Here is a 19,102-nt window from a genome sequence, read left to right on the forward strand (position 1 = left end):
CCCACGGCCGCCCGCAGACGGCGGCTTTCAGTGCCTCAGGTCAGTGGAACTGCTCTTCTTCGGTCGAGCCGGTCAGCGCCGTCACGCTGGATTTGCCACCCTGAATGGTGGTGGTGACTTCGTCGAAATAACCGGTGCCAACTTCCTGCTGGTGCGACACAAAGGTGTAGCCGCGTTCGCGAGCGGCAAACTCGGGCTCTTGGACCTTCTCGACATAAGCCGACATGCCGCGCTTGACGTAGTCTTGCGCCAGATCGAACATGTTGTACCACATGGAATGGATGCCAGCCAGGGTGATGAACTGGTACTTGTAGCCCATGGCGCCCAGCTCTTTCTGGAACTTGGCAATGGTGGCATCGTCCAGGTTTTTCTTCCAGTTGAACGAGGGCGAGCAGTTGTAGGCCAGCATTTTTCCGGGGTGCACCTTGTGCACGGCGTCGGCAAACTTCTTTGCAAAGTCAAGGTCGGGCGTGCCGGTCTCACACCACACCAAGTCGGCGTAATGGGCGTAAGCGATGGCGCGGCTGATGGCTTGGTCGATACCTTTTTTGGTCTTGTAGAAGCCTTCGGAAGTACGCTCACCGGTCAGGAAAGGTTTGTCGTTTTCGTCGTAGTCGCTGGTCAGCAGGTCGGCAGCTTCTGCGTCAGTACGGGCAATCACCAAAGTAGGCACGCCGCAAACGTCGGCAGCCATACGTGCTGCGATCAGCTTCTGGTTCGCTTCAACCGTAGGCACCAGCACCTTGCCGCCCATGTGGCCGCACTTCTTGACCGAAGCGAGTTGGTCTTCCCAATGCACACCAGCAGCGCCGGACTTGATCATGGCTTTCATCAACTCGAACGCATTGAGCACGCCGCCAAAACCGGCTTCGGCATCGGCCACGATGGGCGCGAAGTTGTCGATATAACCCTTGTCGCCAGCGTCGATGCCTTTGGCATGCTGGATTTCGTCTGCACGGCGGAAGGTGTTGTTGATACGCTCAACGACCTGTGGCACGGAGTCAACCGGGTACAGGGACTGGTCCGGGTACATCGACGAGTAGCTGTTGTTGTCGGCGGCAACTTGCCAGCCGGACAGGTAGATCGCTTTCACGCCGGCTTTGACCTGCTGCATGGCCTGACCACCCGTCAACGCGCCTAGGCAGTTGACGTAGGGCTCGTTGTTGACGAGGTCCCAGAGTTTTTCAGCACCGCGGCGAGCCAGCGTGTGCTCAATGGGGAAGGAACCACGCAAGCGCACCACGTCGGCAGCGGTGTAGCCGCGCTTGATGCCTTTCCAGCGGGGGTTGGTGGTCCAGTCTTTTTCGAGGGCGGCAATTTGCTGTTCGCGGCTCAGTTGTTCGGTAAGGGTCTGTGGCATGGGGTCACTCCGGAGTTGAAAAGAAAAAGGGGACAAACCGTGTTGCACCTTGTTTTGCTGGCGACGACTTGTTCTGGGCTCAACTTTAAGTCTTCTACAAGACTTTGTGAAGCTCTTATGTCTTATATAAGACAAAAATATTGTTGAATGAAATCAACGATATTCATGCAATTTTTCATCATGCAAAAATCTTTCTCTCATATTGAGAAATTTTGCGCATTGCAGCATTTTTTATCTCGCAATACGAAAGCGTATTACCGGATTATGAAATTCACCCGTCCTATCGTCGTGTCGCGGCCGGGGAAGTGCGCCGCGACAAAACAGACGCGGCAGAGGCGACGGGCCGCTGTGAGGCTCAGGGTGCCTGGAGCCGGCGCCGCCGCCAGTCGCCGCCTGCGATCACCGGGCAGCCAGCGAGGCGGTCCGGGTTGATTTCGTAGACGAGGCAGGCGGGCCCGCCGCCTGTCGGTGCCGTGTCCATCCGCACCGCGACCTCGCGCTTGAAGTACTCGTTGCTTTGCTGTGGCCAGACTTCCTCGATCTCATCAAGCAGGCGCTCAAGCTCGGCGCTGATCGCATAGACCTCGCCTGTCACCCTGCCCTCCCCGCCCAGCAGCAAGCCAGGATAGGGACCGAGGTCGTAGAGCAGGCCGGCCACGCTGCCCACGCCGACAAACTGCGGTGCCGGCTGCAGGCGCGTGATGTCGCGCACATCGCCGCGGCGCAGGGTGCCGTAAACAAAAACATGGCGGGGGGCGAGCGTGGTCATGGGTTCGGCGTGAATTGAGGCATGATTTCCGCTCATTGTTGCAGCCCCGGCGCAGCGGACACGATATCCCGGAAAGAACCCTTGCATGAACCGCATTCTGGCCTACGCTTGCCTGGTCTTGAGCATGTCGCTGGTCGGCAGCTACGTCGCGCTGTCCAAACCGCTGGTGGCGATTTTCCCGGTGTTCCTGTTGGCATGGCTGCGTTTCGGCATCGGCGGCGCGGCCATGCTGCACTGGCTGAAAAAACCGCCCGGCGAAGCGCCCATGACACGCCAGACGCGGCAACTGGTCTTTCTTGAGTCCTTTCTCGGCAACTTCCTGTTTTCGATCTGCATGTTGTACGGCGTCAGCCTGTCCAGCGCGGTGGCCGCCGGAGTGATCATGGCGGCGATTCCGGCGGTGGTGGCGGTGCTGAGCTGGCTCTTGCTGCGCGAGCGCATCAGCCTGCGTGTGGGCACAGCCGTGGCCTGTGCGGTGCTCGGGATCGCGCTGGTCTCGCTATCAAAAACGGAGCTGCCTGACCATGCCGGACAAGGGCCACAGGCCGATTTGGCTTCAAACACGGTCTGGCTGGGCAATTTGCTGCTGCTGGGAGCGGTATTGTGCGAAGCCGCTTATGCCGTGATCGGCAAAAAGCTTACGGGTGCGCTGGGCGCCAAACGCATCACCGCGCTGATCAACCTCTGGGGCTTTGTGCTGGTCACGCCCATGGGCCTGTGGCTGGCGTGGAGTTTCGACTTTGCCGCGGTCGCGCCGGGCAACTGGCTGCTGCTGCTGTTTTATGCGCTGGCCGCGAGTGTCTGGACGGTGTGGCTGTGGATGACCGGCCTCAAGGGTGTGCCGGCGAGTCGGGCTGGCGTTTTCACTGTGATGCTGCCCATCAGCGCGGCGCTGGTTGGTGTGTTTGTATTGGGTGAACCGATGGGCGCGGCGCAACTCGCGGCCTTTGCGCTGGCGCTGGCCGGCGTGCTGCTGGCCACGCTGCCGGAACGCGTAAAAAGCCAAGCCAGCCCTTCAGGCGGCAAATAGCGCCTTGTACTGCTCGCGCAGCAGATTTTTCTGCACCTTGCCCATGGTGTTGCGCGGCAACTCGTTCACTACAAAACAGCGCTTGGGAATCTTGAAATTGGCGAGACCCGCCTTCAACGCCGCGATGATGGCGTCGCCGTCCAGCGTGCTGCCGGGCTTGGCGATCACGATGGCAACCCCAACCTCGCCGAAGTCAGGATGCGGCACGCCGACCACCGCGCTTTCGGCCACGCCAGGCATGTCGTTGATGTAGCCTTCGATCTCGGCCGGGTAGACGTTGTAGCCGCCGCTGATGATCAGGTCCTTGCTGCGCCCGACAATGTGGATGTAACCGCGCTCGTCGATCTTGCCGACGTCGCCGGTCCTGAAGTAGCCGTCGGCCGTGAACTCTTCCTTCGTCTTCTCCGGCATGCGCCAGTAACCCTGGAACACATTGGGGCCCTTGACCTCAATGCCGCCCACCTCGCCGGCCGGCAGGGTCTGGCCGCGGTCGCCCTGCACGCGCAGCGTGACACCCGGCAGCGCAAAACCGACCGTGCCGCCGCGGCGCTCGCCGTCATAGGGGTTGGAGGTCAGCATGGCGGTTTCTGACATGCCGTAGCGCTCCAGAATCGTGTGGCCAGTGCGCTCCTGCCAGGCCCTGAAGGTTTCGATCAGCAGCGGCGCCGAGCCGGCAACAAACAAGCGCATGTTGCGGCAGGTCTCGCGCGTCAGGCCAAGCTCGGCCAGCAGTCGCACATACAAGGTGGGCACCCCCATGAAGACCGTGGCCTCGGGCAGCTTGTCGACCACCAGTTGGGGATCGAACTTCGACAGCCAGATCATCTTGCTGCCATTGATCAGCGCGCCGTGAATGGCGACAAACAGGCCGTGGACATGGAAGATCGGCAGCGCGTGGATCAACACGTCCCCCGGCTTCCATGCCCAGTAGTCCTTGAGCACCTGCGCATTGCTCAGCATATTGCCGTGCGACAGCATCGCGCCCTTGCTGCGCCCCGTGGTGCCGCTGGTGTACAGGATGGCGGCCAGGTCCTCGGCCTTGCACTGCACCACCTCGTGGCGGTCGCTGCACTGCGCAGCGCGGTCCAGCAGCGAACCGCTGCGGTTATCGTCCAGGCTGAAGACGTTGTAAGTGCCCTGCTGGAACGCGATCTTGCTGACCCAGCCGAAATTCTTGCGGCTGCACACCACGACCGAGGGTTCGGCATTGGCGATGAAATACGCCATCTCGGCGCTTTGGTAGGCGGTGTTCAGCGGCAAAAACACATAACCGGCACGCAGCGTGGCCAGATACAGCATCATGGCCTCGACCGACTTTTCAACCTGCACCGCGATACGTGCGCCCGCCGGCAACTGCAGCGACACCAGCAGGTTCGCCAGCATCGCCGTGCCGCGCTCGAGGTCGCGCCAGGAATAAAAAAGACCGTTGTCGGTTTCCACCGCACTGGCATCCAGGTCGTCGGGGAAGGCCGCGCGCAGGGCGGCAAACAGGTTGTTGTTCTTCATGGGTGGATTAGCTGACAGTCGGCATCGAAAACAAACAAGAGCAAGTAAAAATGGCGCACCTCAAAATTGGGGCGCGCGTTTATCGACAAAGGCAGTGACGCCTTCGCGGTGCTCGGCAGACGCCGCATAGGCATAGGCATTTGCTACTAAATCAGTAGCTGCTAACGCACGTTGGACTTGGGCTAGAGCCCGAAAAGACTGTTTATTCAGGCGTGCGGCCTGTGGCGCGAGGCGCGCGACCCGCACGGCGCTTGCCGAGACTTCTTCGCCCACCTGCGCTTCGGGCACCACGCGGTTGAGGAAACCGCGCTGCACCAGCGTCGGCGCATCCAGCACCGCGGCTGCCAGCAACATCTCGCGTGCGCTGAGTTCGCCGGCCGCAGTCATCACCAGCGCCAGCTCGCGCGGCGCCATCGGAAAGCCCAGCTTCGCAATCGGCGCGCCGAACTTCGCCGAGGCGCTGGCCAGCCGCAGGTCGCAGCAACTCGCGATCTCCAGCCCCGCGCCCATGCAGGCGCCTTCGATCTGCGCAATGACAGGCACATCGCAGTCGAGCATCGCCTGCAGGCCGCCCCACACCAACTCGTCGTGAAAATGGCGCAAGCTGGCTTCCTCAAAGCGGAAAGCCGCGTATTCGGAAATGTCCCCGCCAGCACAGAAGTTGCCGCCTTCGCCCGCCAGCACCACGCAGCGCAAGGCCGCGTCCTGCTGGATGGTTGCAAACACCGCACGCAGTTCCTGCCACATCCCACGTGACATGGCGTTGAGCTTGCCGGGGTGAGACAGGGTGACCTGGGCGACCGAATCGGCGATGGCTAGACGAACCTGTCCTGTCATAAATCGCGTTGCGGACTCAGTCGAGCTTGGCGCCGGAAGCCTTGACCACCTGGGTCCACTTCTTGACTTCCGCGCTGATGAAACTGCCGAATTGCGGTCCGGTCAGGCCGGCAAATTCCGCGCCCTGGCGCGCCCAGACCGCCTTGGCTTCGTCGCTGGTGCAGGCCTTGCGGATCTCCTCGATCGCACGGGCCTGGGCATCGGCCGGCATGCCCTTGGGGCCCCAGACGCCGTACCAGGTGGTGACGTTGTAGTCGGGCAGGCCCATCTCGGTGGCGCTTGGCACATCGGGAATCGCCGGATTGCGCTTGTTGCCCGACACCATCAGCGCCTTGATGCGGCCACCTGCAATGTGAGCCGCCGAGGAACCGAGCCCGTCGAACATCATCTCCACATCACCGGCGATCAGGCCCTGCAGGGCCGGTCCGGCGCCGCGATACGGAATATGGGTGATGAAGGTTTTGGTCTGCTGCTTGAACAACTCCCCCGCAAGGTGGTGCGAGGTGCCGGCACCGGCCGAGCCGTAGTTGAGCTTGCCGGGATTTCTGCGCGCGTTCTCCAGAAACTCCTTGAAGTTGGCAACCGGCAGCCTTTGCGGGTTGACCACCACCACCTGCGGCACGCTGGCCACCAGGATCAGCGGCACCAGGTCTTTCTCAAGGTCGTAGTCCAGCTTGGGGTACATGCTGGGCGCGATGGTGTGGTGCACGGCGCCCATGAACAGGGTATAGCCGTCGGGGGAGGCTTTGGCCGCAACACTCGCACCCAGGGTGCCGCCGGCGCCGCCGCGGTTGTCGATGATCATTTGCTTGCCGGTCAGGCGCGCAAACTGTGCCGACATCGGGCGCGCGAACGCATCAGTGCCGCCGCCTGCCGGGAAAGGCACGATCATGGTGACCGGTTTGACCGGCCAGGTCGATTGCGCGTGGCTGCCCATTGAGTAAGCTGCAGCGCCGGCGGCTGCAAACCGCAGCACATCCCGGCGAGACGCGTTGGTGTCAAAACTCGAAGTCATGCTGTCTCCTGTCCTTGTGGGTCAATAAAAACGGTTCAAAACTGTCATCAAATATACAAATCTTCGATGGCACCCGACACCGGGACTTTCCCCTGCGCAAGCAAAGCGCGGTGCTTGTCCAGCCGCCTGAGGTCATACAGGTAATTCACCATCAGGCCGCAGGACTGCTTCATGCCCTTGGGCGATGGGTCGCCAGCCCAGTTGATGCGCTCCACACGCGCGCCGTTGCCCAGGTGAAAACGCGCGACCGGGTCCAGCGGTTTGCCGTCATCAAGCTCGCGCCCCAGGTAGTGCGCCGCGCAATGCAGCAACACGCGGCGCACCGCCGACTTCTCGTTAAGCGCAAGCACGTTATCGACCGCCGTCAAAAAATGCTGCGCTGTGGGCGGCTCAAAGCCGACTGCGCGTCCCAGCAGGGTGAGATCCTTTTCGTCGAGCTGTGCCAGCAGCTTGGCCGCATTTTTGCCAAGCCATGAACGAAAGCCGGGGATCGGCGACAGCGTGGCAAAGTTCTTGAGGCGCGGAAACTCTTCATGCAGGGTCTCGACCACGCGCTTGATCAGCGAGTCACCAAAACTCACGCCGCGCAAACCGGTCTGCGTGTTGCTGATGGAATAAAAAATCGCGGTCGTTGCCTTCTTGAGGTTGGCCGGCGCAGCCGACTCGTCGAGCAGCGGCTCGATGCTGGCGGCCATGTCATCGATCAGCGCCACCTCCACAAAAATCAGCGGCTCGTCGGGCATGCGCGGGTGGAAGAAGCCGTAGCAACGCCGGTCACTGTCGAGCCGGTTTTTCATGTCGGCCCAGCTCTTGATGTCGTGCACGGCCTCGTACTTGATCAGCTTTTCGAGCAGCGAGGCGGGCGAATCCCAGCTGATGCGGCGCAAGTCCAGGAAACCCACGTCGAACCAGGTCGAGAACATGTATTCCATCTCGACGTCCAGCGCCTGCAGTCGCTTGTCGGCCTTCAGGTGCGGCAACAGATCGGCGCGCAGGTTCACCAGAAAACGAAAGCCCTCCGGGAAAGCGCTGAAACGCTGCAGCAGCCGACGCCGCGGCGACACGGTGGCGCGACGGTAGCGCACCTCGGCCACCGCTTCATCGGGCGTGCCCACTGCGGCGGCAAACTGGGTCTGCGCATGCTTGACCTTGGTGGCGTCGGCGACAAACTGCTCGCTCATCAGCAGCCACATGTCGCGCCGCTCGTCTGGCGAGGCCTTGGCGTACCAGCCGGCCACACCCATGGCGCGGCGACCGCCCTCGACCTCGCTAACCTGCGGATCAACAATCGCCTTGAGTTCTTCCAGCGTGCGGCGCAACACGCGCGGCGACAGCGCTTCTTCCTTTTGCCGCAGCGTCGCGTTCAGGCGCTCGCGGGTGCTGCGCAGGGTGGCCGCGGTTGCTCCTGATTTGATAGCTGCTTGCGCCCGCTCGGCGGGGGTTGGTGCCGTTTTTGACTCTGATTTTTCGGGGCTTCGCAGGATGGACACGCTGCGGGCAATCCAGTCGGGCGTGTTCATGAAATGGCCTGCGGGGCAATTGAAGATCGATTGACTGCCGCTGCGAGGTTTGCGAGCTGGCTCATGCTGTCGCCTCCCGACCTGCGTTGGCGTGCACAACCCAAGGGTGTCGGCTCCCTGCTGGCATCAGCTTTACTGTCGATCCCCGGCGTTCGGCCGGGGGCCCTCGCCAGGTAGCTCATGCCAGCACCTTCGTTCTCTGACTCCTGGCGAGTTCCCTGAGGGCTTCTCGCTGGCGGGTCAGGTGGGTGCGCATGGCGGCGTCGGCGCCTTCGCTGTCTCTGGCCTTAAGCGCGGCAAATACCGCCATGTGTTCGGTGAGGCTTTGCTGGAGTCGGCCGGGCGCGTGCAGCTGCTGCGAGCGGGCCAGCTTGAGGATCTTGCGCAGGTCGGCGATGGCCATGGCCAGCCAGCGGTTGTCGGCCAGCGTGATGATGGCTTCGTGGATGGCGAAATTGGTGTCGTAGTAGTCGTTGATGCGGCCGGCAGCGGCGTGACTGTTCAGACGCTCGTGCAAGGTAGTCAGGGCAGCCAGGTCGGCATCGGTGGCATTGCGGGCCGCCTCAAAGGCGCAGCGCCCCTCGAGTAGCGCAATCACCGGAAAGATGTCGTCCAGGTCTTTTTCGGTGACCTCGCTGATGAAGCAGCCGCGCCGCGGCTCGTGGCGCAGCAGTCCCTCGGCGGTCAGCACCTTGAGCGCTTCGCGCAGCGGCGTGCGCGAGATCTGCAGCCGCTCGCACAGGACCAACTCGTCGAGCAAACTGCCGGGCGCATGAAGGCCGGCAAAAATCTGTTCGCGCAGGGTGGCAGCGACTTCCTGGTGCAGCGAATTCTGGACGAGGCGCATCTCAGCCAGCCATTTCCGCGCCTTGCTCCCGACCCGATGCTCCAGCATCGCCTCGGCTGACGGCGGCAAAGAACCGGTTTTGGTGCGTAGTGGGGATTTTCATAATTTTGCGTAATTACACATAATTATTTATGAAGCAGCGCATGCCCGCAAGGGGGTCGGCCCTTGAAATCACCGGTAAAAACCCGGGGAGCAGGTAGGGAGGCTGCGAGGATGCCGCTCAGGAAACGCCAGACCGGATCGCGCTGCGCTATCAATAATATAGCGAATTATGCACATTCGGCAGGGGCTAGGCCCGTTTTTGAGCCCACAACCAGAGCCAGACGCCGGCGGCAATCATCGGCAGACAAAGCCACTGGCCCATGCTCATGCCCAGCGCCAGGATCCCCAAATAGTCGTCGGGCTCGCGGAAAAACTCGGCGATGAAACGGAACACGCCATAACCGATCAGGAAAACCGCCGACACCTGACCGGTCTTGCGCGGCTTGCGCGCATACAGCCACAGCAACACGAACAGCAGCAAGCCCTCCAGCAGGAACTGGTAAACCTGCGAGGGATGGCGCGGCAGCATGGATCCGCTGTGTTTGAACACCATGCCCCACGGCAAATCGGGGCTGCTGAATCGGCCCCACAACTCGCCATTGATGAAGTTGCCGATCCGCCCCGCTGCCAGCCCCGTCGGCACACAGGGCGCGATGAAATCCATGACCTGCAGCCAGGGCTTCTGCCGCGTGCGTGCAAACCAGATCTGCGACACCAGCACGCCCAGCATGCCGCCATGGAAACTCATGCCGCCCTGCCAGACATACAAAATCTCCAGCGGGTGCGCCAGGTAATACGCGGGCTTGTAGAACAGGCAATAGCCAATCCGCCCGCCCAACACCACGCCCATTACCCCGAGAAAGAGAATGTCCTCGATGTCCTTGCGGCTCCAGGCAGCCTGCCCGGTCATCGAGGCATAAGGCTCATGATGCAGGCGGCGCATGCCCAGAAACAGAAACAGGCCAAAGGCGGCCAGATAGGTCAGGCCATACCAGTGAATGGCGAGCGGGCCCAATTGAAGGGCGACGGGGTCGATGGTGGGATGAATCAGCATGGAGGGTATTTTGCACGGACGCGCTGGCCGGCCCTGTCGCTTCTTGTCCAACAAGCCGCTTGTGCAAGCTTCAGACGGGCAATGCCGGCGCGCAATCGATAAAGCGCGCGACGCAGGCCGGGGCGGCGCCTTCAGGCCAGACCAGGCTGGTTTCACACACCGGTACCTGTCGGCCGCGCTTGCCCACCACGCTGCGATAGACCACGCCTGGTCGCTGGAACTGCCGCACGCTGTCAGGCACCCACGCCACGCCAAGACCGGCCGACACCAGGTTGACGATGGTCTGCATCTGGATCGCTTCCTGCGCCACCTGGGGCGACTGCGCGGCCACGTGGTACATGCCGAATATCGCGTCATACAGCGACGGCAGGATGCGGCGCGGAAATATCACCAGCGGCTGCGTCAACACCTCATCGAGCGCCAGCGCGGCCCCGTCTGCCAGCGGGTGCTGCTCGGGCAGCGCCAGCACCAGCGGCTCACGCGCCACACGCAGGCTGCGCAGCCCTGGTGGCGCAAAGCCGGGCGAATGCAAGATCACGCCAGCGTCGATGTCGCGGCGCTCAAAGGCCTGCAGCTGCGTGTCGCCGGTGGCTTCCAGCAACTCCAGTTGAACCAGCGGGTTGCGCTCGCGAAAAACCCGCACCCATTCGGGAAGCAGGGAAAAACCGGCGGTGGACACAAACGCCAGCCTCAACCGTCCCACTTCCCCGGCGCCTGCCGCCCGCGCCTGCTCCGGCAGGGCCTGGGCACGCGCCAGCAACTCCAGCACCTGCGGCAGCAGTGCCGCGCCGGCCGCCGTCATCTGCACGCTGCGTTTGGTGCGCTCGAACAAACGCACGCCGAGCAAGGCTTCCAGATGGGCGATGGCCTGCGTCAGCGGTGGCTGCGTCATGTGCAGGCGTGCTGCGGCGCGGCCAAAGTGAAGCTCCTCCGCCACAGCGGCGAACTGGCGCCAGAGCCTGAATTCAATGTGGGGGTGACTCATATGTTCTGCATATTAATGGCTACCCACAAATATATTGGAGTCAACCCCCTACGCGGGGCATACTTTGTCCTCCCACTCCCTATAAAAGAGATCCCCATGAACCAGCAAGACAAGGACGGCGCCGGCGACGCCATCAACCGCCGCAGCAAAAATATCACTGAAGGCACCTCGCGCGCACCCAACCGCTCTATGTACTACGCCATGGGTTATGAAGCTGGCGACTTCAAGAAACCCATGGTCGGTGTGGCCAACGGGCACAGCACCATCACCCCCTGCAACAGCGGCCTTCAAAAGCTGGCCGATGCGGCGATTGCCGGCATCGAGGAAGCCGGCGGCAATGCGCAGGTTTTCGGCACCCCGACCATTTCCGACGGCATGGCCATGGGAACCGAGGGCATGAAGTATTCGCTGGTCAGCCGCGAGGTGATCTCCGACTGCATCGAAACCTGCGTGCAGGGCCAGTGGATGGACGGCGTGCTGGTGGTCGGTGGCTGCGACAAAAACATGCCCGGCGGCCTGATGGGCATGCTGCGCGCGAATGTGCCGTCCATTTATGTGTATGGCGGCACCATCCTGCCGGGCAGCTATAAGGGCAAGGACCTGAACATCGTCAGCGTGTTCGAAGCAGTCGGTGAGCATTCAGCGGGCCGCATGAGTGACGAGGACCTGCTCCAAATCGAGCGCCGTGCCATCCCTGGCACCGGCAGTTGCGGCGGCATGTACACCGCCAACACCATGTCATCGGCCTTCGAGGCGCTGGGGATCTCCCTGCCCTACTCGTCCACCATGGCGAATCCGCACGACGAAAAAGCCAACTCGGCCAAAGAGTCGGCCAAGGTGCTGGTCGAAGCCATCCGCAAGAACATCAAGCCGCGCGATATCGTGACGAAGAAGTCGATTGAAAACGCGGTCGCGGTCATCATGGCCACCGGCGGCTCGACCAATGCGGTGCTGCACTTCCTGGCCATCGCCCATGCTGCCGATGTGGATTGGACGATTGACGACTTCGAGCGTGTACGTGTCAAGACACCGGTGCTGTGCGACCTCAAGCCCTCCGGCAAATACCTGGCGGTCGACCTGCACAAGGCCGGCGGCATTCCGCAGGTCATGAAAACACTGCTGGCAGCCGGGCTGCTGCACGGCGACTGCCTGACTATTCAAGGAAAGACCATTGCCGAGGTGCTGAAAGACGTGCCGGACGCGCCGCGCGCCGACCAGGACGTGATCCGCCGCATCGACAAGCCTATGTATGCCCAAGGCCACCTGGCCATCCTCAAGGGCAACCTCTCGCCTGAAGGCTGCGTCGCCAAGATCACCGGCCTGAAAAACCCGGTGATGACCGGCCCAGCCCGCGTGTTTGACGACGAACAGTCGGCGCTGGCTGCCATCCTGGCCGGCAAGATTGTGGCGGGGGATGTGATGGTGTTGCGTTACCTTGGCCCCAAGGGCGGCCCCGGCATGCCCGAGATGCTGGCGCCGACTGGGGCGCTGATAGGCGCTGGCTTGGGTGAAAGCGTCGGCCTGATCACCGACGGACGCTTTTCAGGCGGCACCTGGGGCATGGTGGTCGGCCACGTCGCGCCGGAAGCCGCTGCGGGCGGCAACATCGCCTTCATCAGGGAAGGCGACTCAATCACCATCGACGCGAAGCAGTTGCTGCTGCAACTGAACATAAACGACGCAGAACTCGCAAAACGCAAAGAGGGCTGGAAAGCCCCACTGCCGCGTTACACGCGCGGCGTGCAGGCCAAGTTCGCCTTCAACGCCTCCAGCGCCAGCAAGGGCGCCGTGCTCGACGACTATTGAAATCGCAGCCACGCTGACCACGAAAAAGGCCCTTGCAAAACTGCAGGGGCCTTTTTTTGCGCCGGAGCGCAGCGAGTGGCTCTTATTCAAGCAGGGGCCGCGGGTCCGGCTCTGCCGGCCCGCAGGCGCAGCGCCCCCTCGGGGGGCAGCGCAGTACGCGAAGCGACAAGCGTGGGGGCGCTATTTACTTCCTTTTTTTGAGCATCCCCATCGCATCCCGCTGCTTGTCGATGCGCTCCTGTTTGCGTTTGTCCATTTTTTCCATTTCCTTCTTTTTGGTGTAACCGCTGGAGTCGGCCCACCACCACCAGACCACGGCCAAGGCGAACGGAATCAGGACTATCCACCAGGCCAGCGTGGCAACCGGACCGATTTCAAGGTATTTCAAAAGGATGCCGGCGACGCCGATAAGCAGGAAAAACATATAAAACTCCTGAGAATGCGGGGGAGCCTTTACACAGCACACACAACAAGGTCAACACGCCCCCCTACAATCGCGTTAAACAACTGTACCCGAATCCATAACTACCACGAGGCTCATGATGAAACGTCTATTTTTGGTAATTGCCACCCTCGCCGCAGGTGCGGTGGTATCCACACCCGCGCTGGCTGACCTGCAACTGGCGACAGCCAAAAACTGTATGGCCTGCCATGCCGTGGCGACCAAACTCGTGGGCCCATCTTACAAGGACGTGGCCGTGAAATACGCCAGTCAAAAAGACGCGGCGGACAAACTGGCGGCCAAAATCGTCAAGGGCGGCTCCGGGGTCTGGGGACCGGTGCCTATGCCCGCCAACGCACAAGTCAACGACGCTGAAGCATTGAAGCTCGCTGCCTGGATCATGACGCAGAAATAACGCGCCTTGCCGGCTCGCCGGCGCAAACAAAAGCCCGCTGTTTCAGCGGGCTTTTTTCATGGCGGGCCAGTTTCGGCCCGAGGATCACTGCTTTTCAGCCAGCTGATCGAGGATGGCGGGGTTTTGTGACCACCTCACATCGCTTCGCGATATGAGTGTCCCCCGCTCCCCGCCGCAGCTTCGCTGTCGCCGCCTTCGGCCGCCCTCGATCACTGCTTTTCAGCCAGCTGATCGAGGATGGCGGGGTTTTCCAGGGTGGATGTGTCCTGGGGGATGGTTTCACCTTTGGCGATGCCGCGCAGCAGGCGGCGCATGATTTTTCCGCTGCGGGTCTTGGGCAGGTTGTCGCCGAAACGGATGTCTTTCGGTTTGGCGATGGGGCCGATCTCCTTGCCAACCCAGTCTCGCAACTCTTTGGCAATCGCCTTGGCTTCGTCTCCGGTCGGGCGCGAGCGCTTGAGCACCACAAAGGCCACAATCGCCTCGCCGGTCAGGTCGTCGGGACGTCCCACCACCGCGGCTTCTGCGACCAATGCCGAGTGCGAGACCAGCGCGGACTCGATCTCCATGGTGCCCATGCGGTGGCCGGACACATTGAGCACATCATCGATGCGGCCGGTGATGCGGAAATAGCCACGGTCCAGGCTGCGCACGGCGCCGTCACCGGCTAGGTAATAGTTGCCGCCCATCTCCTCAGGGAAATAGCTCTTCTTGAAGCGCTCGGGGTCGTTCCAGATGGTGCGGATCATCGACGGCCAGGGCCGCTTGACCACCAGCATGCCACCGGAGCCGTTGGGCACGTCCTTGCCGAGCTCATCAACAATCGCCGCCATGATGCCGGGTAGCGGCAGCGTGCAGCTGCCGGGGACCAGCGGCGTGGCACCGGGCAGCGGCGTGATCATGTGGCCGCCGGTTTCGGTCTGCCAGAAGGTGTCCACCACCGGGCAGCGCTCGCCGCCGACGTTTTTGTAGTACCACATCCAGGCTTCGGGATTGATGGGCTCGCCGACCGAGCCGAGGATGCGCAGGCTGCTGAGGTCGGAGCGCGCGGGATGCACCTTTTCATCACCCTCTGCCGCCTTGATCAGCGAACGGATTGCGGTAGGCGCAGTGTAGAAAATCGTGACCTTGTGTTTTTCGATCATCTGCCAGAAGCGGCCAGCGTTCGGAAAGGTCGGGATGCCCTCGAAAATGACCTGTGTCGCGCCGGCCGCCAGCGGGCCGTAAGCGACATAGGTGTGGCCGGTGATCCAGCCGATGTCGGCGGTACACCAGAACACATCGGACGGCTGGATGTCAAAAGCCCAGTCCATCGTCAACTTGGCCCACAGCAGATAACCGCCGGTGCTGTGCTGCACGCCCTTGGGTTTGCCGGTGGAGCCGGAGGTGTAAAGAATGAAGAGCGGATGTTCGGCGCCGACAAACTCCGGCTCACAGGTGAGCGGCTGCTTCGCGGTGACCTCGTGCATCAGGCTGTCGCGTCCGGCAACCATGTTGCAGGCGGTCGCCGTGCGCTGGTACACGATCACGTTCTTGATCGACTCGCAGCCGCCCATGGCAATGCCTTCATCGACGATGGCTTTGAGCGGCAGTTCCTTGCCGCCGCGTAGCTGAAAGTTGGCGGTGATGACGGCTACCGCACCTGCGTCCTGGATGCGCTCCTGCAAGCTTTTGGCTGAAAAGCCGCCGAACACCACCGAGTGCGTCGCGCCTATGCGCGCGCAGGCCTGCATGGCGACCACGCCTTCCACCGTCATCGGCATGTAGATGATGACGCGGTCGCCCTTTTTAATTCCCATGGCCTTGAGTGCGTTGGCGAACTGGCAGACCTTGGCGTGCAGCTCTTTGTAGGTGACGTTGGTGACCTGGCCGTCGTCACTCTCGAAAATAATGGCTTTCCGGTTCTCGGTCGCGGTACCGAGGTGGCGATCCAGGCAGTTCCAGGAGGCATTGAGCTCGCCGTCGGCAAACCACTGGTAAAACGGTGCCCTCGACTCGTCCAGTGTCTGGGTGAACGGTTTTTTCCAGTCCAGGTTTTCACGCGCCAGTCTGGCCCAGAACCCTTCAAAATCCTTGTCGGCCTCGGCGCAGAGTGCGTCATAGGCCTCCATGCCGGAGATACGTGCGGTTTTGACAAACGCAGGATCCGGAAAAAAAACCCGGTTTTCAACCAGCGTGGATTCGATCGCAGACGATGTGGGCGCGTTCATATGTCTTGTCTCCTGGTTATGACTACTCCGCAGTAATGTCATATTCGGCACTTACAGTGCACTGACTGGCTTGAAGCTTACAGATTTAACGCCAATTCTGGCCGGTGATGCAGCCCGCCTACAATCCGCACAGTCCGTACAAACCCTCGAACACCATGTCAGACCCCAAGCCCGATCTTCCCAAGGCGTCCCCCTTGCGCCCGATTCCCAACTTCATTTTTGCCAGCCGCTGGCTGCAGCTGCCGCTGTACATCGGCCTGATCGCCGCCCAGGGCGTCTACGTGTTTCACTTCCTGGTCGAGTTGCTGCACCTGATCGAGGCGGTTTTCGGTAGCCAGACTGCCCTGCAGGCGCTGGTGACCAGCATTGGCTACAAGACCGATGCGCCCATCACCTCGCTCAACGAAACCGTCATCATGCTGGTGGTCCTGGCGCTGATCGACGTGGTCATGATCTCCAACCTGCTGATCATGGTGATCGTCGGCGGTTACGAGACCTTTGTGAGCCGCATGAACCTGCAGGGCCACCGCGACCAGCCCGAGTGGCTGAGCCATGTCAACGCCTCGGTGCTCAAGGTCAAGCTGGCAACCGCCATCATCGGCATCAGCTCCATCCACTTGCTCAAGACGTTTATCAACGCCGCGAACTACAGCGAGCAGGTCCTGATCGCGCAGACCGTGATTCACATCACTTTCCTGTTTTCTGCGCTGGCCATTGCCTACACCGACAAGATCATGTCGGGCATTGCTGCATCGTCGCAAAAGCACTGACTCGCAAAACCGGTTCGCGCCATATAAAATGGGCCTCACGGCCCTCATTTTTAGTATCAAACAGGCCTGTAGCCCATATCCCGAGGGCGCAAGAAGCTATCAATTCGATAGCAAATGATCAGTCCCCAGTCATGTTTTGGGGCACCACCCAAGCATCGAACTGGTCCGCCGTCACGTGGCCCGAAGCCACTGCCGCATCGCGCAGGCTGCTCCCTTCCTTGTGCGCCTTCTTGGCGATGGAAGCCGCCTTGTCATACCCGATGTGCGGATTGAGCGCGGTCACCAGCATCAGCGAACGCTCCACCAGTTCGGCGATACGGTCACGGTTCGGCTCTATGCCGACAGCGCAATGGTCGTTGAAACTCACCATGCCGTCGGCCAGCAGGCGCACGCTTTGCAAAAAGTTGTGGGCAATCATGGGCCGGAACACATTGAGCTCAAAGTTGCCCGATGCGCCGCCCATATTGATGGCGACGTCGTTACCGAACACCTGGCAGCAGAGCATGGTCACGGCTTCGCTTTGGGTCGGATTCACCTTGCCCGGCATGATGGACGAGCCCGGTTCGTTTTCCGGGATGGCCAACTCGCCGATGCCGCTGCGCGGACCACTGGCCAGCCAGCGCACATCGTTGGCGATTTTCATCATGCTGGCCGCCAGCGTTTTGAGCGCCCCATGGGCATGAACCAGCGCGTCGCACGATGCCATGGCCTCGAACTTGTTTGGCGCGGTCACAAAAGGCAGGCCGGTCAGACTGGCCAGCTCGGCCGCCACCTGTTCGGCATAACCTTTGGGGGCATTCAGGCCGGTGCCGACGGCGGTTCCGCCAAGGGCCAGTTCGCACAGATGCGGCAGCGCAGCGCGCAAATGGTTTTCACCGTGGTCAAGCTGCGCCACATAGCCGGAAAACTCCTGGCCCAGGGTCAGTGGCGTGGCGTCCTGCAGATGGGTGCGGCCTATCTTGACGATGCTGTCGAAATCGCGCGCTTTTTGCGCCAGCGTGCCGCGCAACTTCTCAATCGCTGGCAGCAGTTTGTGGGTGATGGCATCCACTGCGGCCACGTGCATGGCCGTCGGAAATACGTCGTTGGATGACTGGCTGCGGTTCACGTCGTCGTTGGGATGCACCAGCCGGCTTTCGCCGCGTTCACCGCCCAATAACTCGCTGGCGCGGTTCGCCAGCACCTCATTGACGTTCATATTGGTCTGGGTACCCGAGCCGGTCTGCCAGACCACCAGCGGGAACTCGCCCGCATGTTTGCCGGCCAACACTTCGTCCGCCGCCGCAACAATCGCTTTGGTTATCTTTTCGTCCTGCAGCCCGAGCGAGCGATTGACCGTCGCCGAGGAGCGCTTGACCTGCGCCAGCGCGCGGATGATCTCGCGCGGCTGCAACTCGCCGGAGATGTCGAAGTTCTGCAGCGAACGCTGCGTCTGCGCGCCCCACAGCTTGTTCGCCGGAACCTCGAGGGGGCCAAAAGTGTCGCGTTCGGTGCGTGTCGTCATGGGGTGGTCTGACCTGTCAAAATACGGGATTGGGCGCCCACCGTAGCACATGGCCCCGCTCCTGAACAGCTATCCCCCACACATACCGACCATGACCACCACGATCAAACAAGCCGACCTCATCGAATCCGTCGCCGCTGCGCTGCAGTTCATCAGTTATTACCATCCGGCCGACTACATTGCCCACTTGGCGCGCGCCTACGAGCGCGAGCAAAGCCTGGCGGCGAAGGACGCGATTGCCCAAATCCTGACCAACAGCCGGATGAGCGCGACCGGCCACCGCCCGATTTGTCAGGACACCGGTATCGTCAATGTCTTCCTCAAGGTCGGCATGGACGTGCGCTGGGAGGGCTTTACCGGCAGCATCGACGACGCGATCAACGAAGGTGTGCGGCGCGGCTACAACCACCCCGATAACACCCTGCGCGCCTCGGTCGTGGCCGACCCGCATTTCGACCGCAAAAATACCAAAGACAACACACCGGCGGTGATCTTCACCGAGATCGTGCCGGGCAACAAACTCGACATCACGGTCGCGGCCAAGGGCGGCGGCAGCGAGAACAAAAGCAAGATGGCCATGCTTAACCCCGGCGACTCCATCGTCGACTGGGTTCTGAAAACCGTGCCGACCATGGGCGCGGGCTGGTGCCCGCCTGGCATGCTGGGCATAGGCATAGGTGGCACCGCAGAAAAAGCCGTGCTCATGGCCAAGGAGTCGCTGATGGACGACCTCGACATGTACGAGCTGCAGGCCAAGGCGGCATCCGGCGCGGAGCTCAGCAAGGTTGAGGCGCTGCGCCTGGAGCTGTTCGACAACGTCAACGCGCTGGGCATAGGCGCGCAGGGTCTGGGCGGCCTGACCACCGTGCTGGACGTGAAGATCCAGCTGTACCCCACACATGCGGCCAGCAAACCGGTGGCGATGATCCCGAATTGCGCCGCGACGCGCCACGCACATTTCGTGATGGACGGCAGTGGCCCGGTTTATCT

Annotated in this window: 17 protein-coding genes; 5 read left to right on the forward strand and 12 right to left on the reverse strand. The window is 61.7% G+C overall.

All coding sequences use genetic code 11. The features are described 5' to 3' along the window. Positions 1 to 40: 40 nt before the first annotated feature. Positions 41 to 1,360, reverse strand: a complete 1,320-nt coding sequence (gene aceA / locus H0W47_RS10890; protein WP_296924180.1) for an isocitrate lyase — start codon at positions 1,358 to 1,360, stop codon at positions 41 to 43. A gap of 355 nt (positions 1,361 to 1,715) precedes the next feature. Beyond that, a complete protein-coding gene (locus H0W47_RS10895; protein ID WP_296924182.1) occupies positions 1,716 to 2,129 on the reverse strand; it encodes a gamma-glutamylcyclotransferase in 414 nt (137 codons plus the stop codon). 85 nt (positions 2,130 to 2,214) lie between these two features. Here H0W47_RS10895 and H0W47_RS10900 point away from each other — a divergent pair, with 85 nt between their 5' ends. Next, a complete protein-coding gene (locus H0W47_RS10900; protein ID WP_296924185.1) occupies positions 2,215 to 3,159 on the forward strand; it encodes a DMT family transporter in 945 nt (314 codons plus the stop codon). Here the strand turns inward: H0W47_RS10900 and H0W47_RS10905 are convergent. The 7 genes from H0W47_RS10905 to H0W47_RS10935 form a co-directional block, all read right to left on the reverse strand. After that, entirely contained in the window at positions 3,145 to 4,665 is a 1,521-nt protein-coding gene (locus H0W47_RS10905) for a malonyl-CoA synthase (protein ID WP_296924187.1), read from the reverse strand. The two genes, H0W47_RS10900 and H0W47_RS10905, sit on opposite strands and share 15 nt — an antisense overlap. A 60-nt stretch (positions 4,666 to 4,725) precedes the next feature. Beyond that, the gene (locus H0W47_RS10910) at positions 4,726 to 5,502 is read right to left on the reverse strand and encodes an enoyl-CoA hydratase/isomerase family protein (RefSeq protein WP_296924189.1); all 777 of its coding nucleotides are present in this window, start codon (positions 5,500 to 5,502) and stop codon (positions 4,726 to 4,728) included. 16 nt (positions 5,503 to 5,518) lie between these two features. Beyond that, entirely contained in the window at positions 5,519 to 6,517 is a 999-nt protein-coding gene (locus H0W47_RS10915) for a tripartite tricarboxylate transporter substrate binding protein (protein ID WP_296924191.1), read from the reverse strand. A 47-nt stretch (positions 6,518 to 6,564) separates the two neighbouring features. After that, positions 6,565 to 8,037, reverse strand: a complete 1,473-nt coding sequence (locus tag H0W47_RS10920; RefSeq protein WP_296924193.1) for a malonyl-CoA decarboxylase — start codon at positions 8,035 to 8,037, stop codon at positions 6,565 to 6,567. A 178-nt stretch (positions 8,038 to 8,215) separates the two neighbouring features. Then, positions 8,216 to 8,884: a GntR family transcriptional regulator gene (locus H0W47_RS10925; RefSeq protein WP_296924195.1), complete on the reverse strand. Its 669-nt coding sequence runs from the start codon at positions 8,882 to 8,884 to the stop codon at positions 8,216 to 8,218. 289 nt (positions 8,885 to 9,173) lie between these two features. Beyond that, positions 9,174 to 9,980, reverse strand: coding sequence for a prolipoprotein diacylglyceryl transferase (gene lgt / locus H0W47_RS10930; RefSeq protein WP_296924197.1), 807 nt, complete (start codon positions 9,978 to 9,980; stop codon positions 9,174 to 9,176). A 70-nt stretch (positions 9,981 to 10,050) separates the two neighbouring features. Then, positions 10,051 to 10,965, reverse strand: a complete 915-nt coding sequence (locus H0W47_RS10935; RefSeq protein WP_296924199.1) for a LysR family transcriptional regulator — start codon at positions 10,963 to 10,965, stop codon at positions 10,051 to 10,053. A gap of 96 nt (positions 10,966 to 11,061) precedes the next feature. Here H0W47_RS10935 and ilvD point away from each other — a divergent pair, with 96 nt between their 5' ends. Further along, the gene (ilvD, locus tag H0W47_RS10940) at positions 11,062 to 12,771 is read left to right on the forward strand and encodes a dihydroxy-acid dehydratase (protein WP_296924201.1); all 1,710 of its coding nucleotides are present in this window, start codon (positions 11,062 to 11,064) and stop codon (positions 12,769 to 12,771) included. Positions 12,772 to 12,955: 184 nt separating this feature from the next. On the opposite strand, the gene H0W47_RS10945 is transcribed toward ilvD, so the two are convergent. Beyond that, the gene (locus H0W47_RS10945; RefSeq protein ID WP_296924204.1) at positions 12,956 to 13,195 is read right to left on the reverse strand and encodes a TIGR04438 family Trp-rich protein; all 240 of its coding nucleotides are present in this window, start codon (positions 13,193 to 13,195) and stop codon (positions 12,956 to 12,958) included. 118 nt (positions 13,196 to 13,313) lie between these two features. On the opposite strand from H0W47_RS10945, the gene H0W47_RS10950 reads away from it, so the two are divergent. After that, a complete protein-coding gene (locus H0W47_RS10950) occupies positions 13,314 to 13,628 on the forward strand; it encodes a c-type cytochrome (RefSeq protein ID WP_296924206.1) in 315 nt (104 codons plus the stop codon). A 209-nt stretch (positions 13,629 to 13,837) separates the two neighbouring features. Here H0W47_RS10950 and acs read toward each other — a convergent pair whose 3' ends face one another. Continuing rightward, a complete protein-coding gene (gene acs / locus H0W47_RS10955; protein WP_296924208.1) occupies positions 13,838 to 15,838 on the reverse strand; it encodes an acetate--CoA ligase in 2,001 nt (666 codons plus the stop codon). A 155-nt stretch (positions 15,839 to 15,993) separates the two neighbouring features. On the opposite strand from acs, the gene H0W47_RS10960 reads away from it, so the two are divergent. Next, positions 15,994 to 16,608, forward strand: coding sequence for a YqhA family protein (locus H0W47_RS10960; RefSeq protein WP_296924209.1), 615 nt, complete (start codon positions 15,994 to 15,996; stop codon positions 16,606 to 16,608). 118 nt (positions 16,609 to 16,726) lie between these two features. Here the strand turns inward: H0W47_RS10960 and fumC are convergent, their stop codons facing one another. Then, positions 16,727 to 18,112, reverse strand: coding sequence for a class II fumarate hydratase (gene fumC, locus H0W47_RS10965; protein WP_296924211.1), 1,386 nt, complete (start codon positions 18,110 to 18,112; stop codon positions 16,727 to 16,729). A gap of 91 nt (positions 18,113 to 18,203) precedes the next feature. Here fumC and H0W47_RS10970 point away from each other — a divergent pair. Further along, positions 18,204 to 19,102, forward strand: an 899-nt coding sequence (locus tag H0W47_RS10970) for a fumarate hydratase (protein WP_296924213.1), incomplete at its 3' end; no start/stop codon positions are given.

The organism is Polaromonas sp. (genome assembly GCF_013817205.1).
Lineage (GTDB): Bacteria > Pseudomonadota > Gammaproteobacteria > Burkholderiales > Burkholderiaceae_C > Polaromonas.

Bases quoted from the DNA above. Each gene is read 5' to 3' on its own strand.
- H0W47_RS10960 (WP_296924209.1), top strand. From the start codon at position 15,994: ATGTCAGACCCCAAGCCCGATCTTCCCAAGGCGTCCCCCTTGCGCCCG.
- H0W47_RS10925 (WP_296924195.1), bottom strand. From the start codon at position 8,884: ATGCGCCTCGTCCAGAATTCGCTGCACCAGGAAGTCGCTGCCACCCTG.
- H0W47_RS10950 (WP_296924206.1), top strand. From the start codon at position 13,314: ATGAAACGTCTATTTTTGGTAATTGCCACCCTCGCCGCAGGTGCGGTG.
- acs (WP_296924208.1), bottom strand. From the start codon at position 15,838: ATGAACGCGCCCACATCGTCTGCGATCGAATCCACGCTGGTTGAAAAC.
- H0W47_RS10920 (WP_296924193.1), bottom strand. From the start codon at position 8,037: ATGAACACGCCCGACTGGATTGCCCGCAGCGTGTCCATCCTGCGAAGC.
- lgt (WP_296924197.1), bottom strand. From the start codon at position 9,980: ATGCTGATTCATCCCACCATCGACCCCGTCGCCCTTCAATTGGGCCCG.
- fumC (WP_296924211.1), bottom strand. From the start codon at position 18,112: ATGACGACACGCACCGAACGCGACACTTTTGGCCCCCTCGAGGTTCCG.
- H0W47_RS10895 (WP_296924182.1), bottom strand. From the start codon at position 2,129: ATGACCACGCTCGCCCCCCGCCATGTTTTTGTTTACGGCACCCTGCGC.
- ilvD (WP_296924201.1), top strand. From the start codon at position 11,062: ATGAACCAGCAAGACAAGGACGGCGCCGGCGACGCCATCAACCGCCGC.
- H0W47_RS10905 (WP_296924187.1), bottom strand. From the start codon at position 4,665: ATGAAGAACAACAACCTGTTTGCCGCCCTGCGCGCGGCCTTCCCCGAC.
- H0W47_RS10915 (WP_296924191.1), bottom strand. From the start codon at position 6,517: ATGACTTCGAGTTTTGACACCAACGCGTCTCGCCGGGATGTGCTGCGG.
- H0W47_RS10935 (WP_296924199.1), bottom strand. From the start codon at position 10,965: ATGAGTCACCCCCACATTGAATTCAGGCTCTGGCGCCAGTTCGCCGCT.
- H0W47_RS10900 (WP_296924185.1), top strand. From the start codon at position 2,215: ATGAACCGCATTCTGGCCTACGCTTGCCTGGTCTTGAGCATGTCGCTG.
- H0W47_RS10945 (WP_296924204.1), bottom strand. From the start codon at position 13,195: ATGTTTTTCCTGCTTATCGGCGTCGCCGGCATCCTTTTGAAATACCTT.
- H0W47_RS10910 (WP_296924189.1), bottom strand. From the start codon at position 5,502: ATGACAGGACAGGTTCGTCTAGCCATCGCCGATTCGGTCGCCCAGGTC.
- aceA (WP_296924180.1), bottom strand. From the start codon at position 1,360: ATGCCACAGACCCTTACCGAACAACTGAGCCGCGAACAGCAAATTGCC.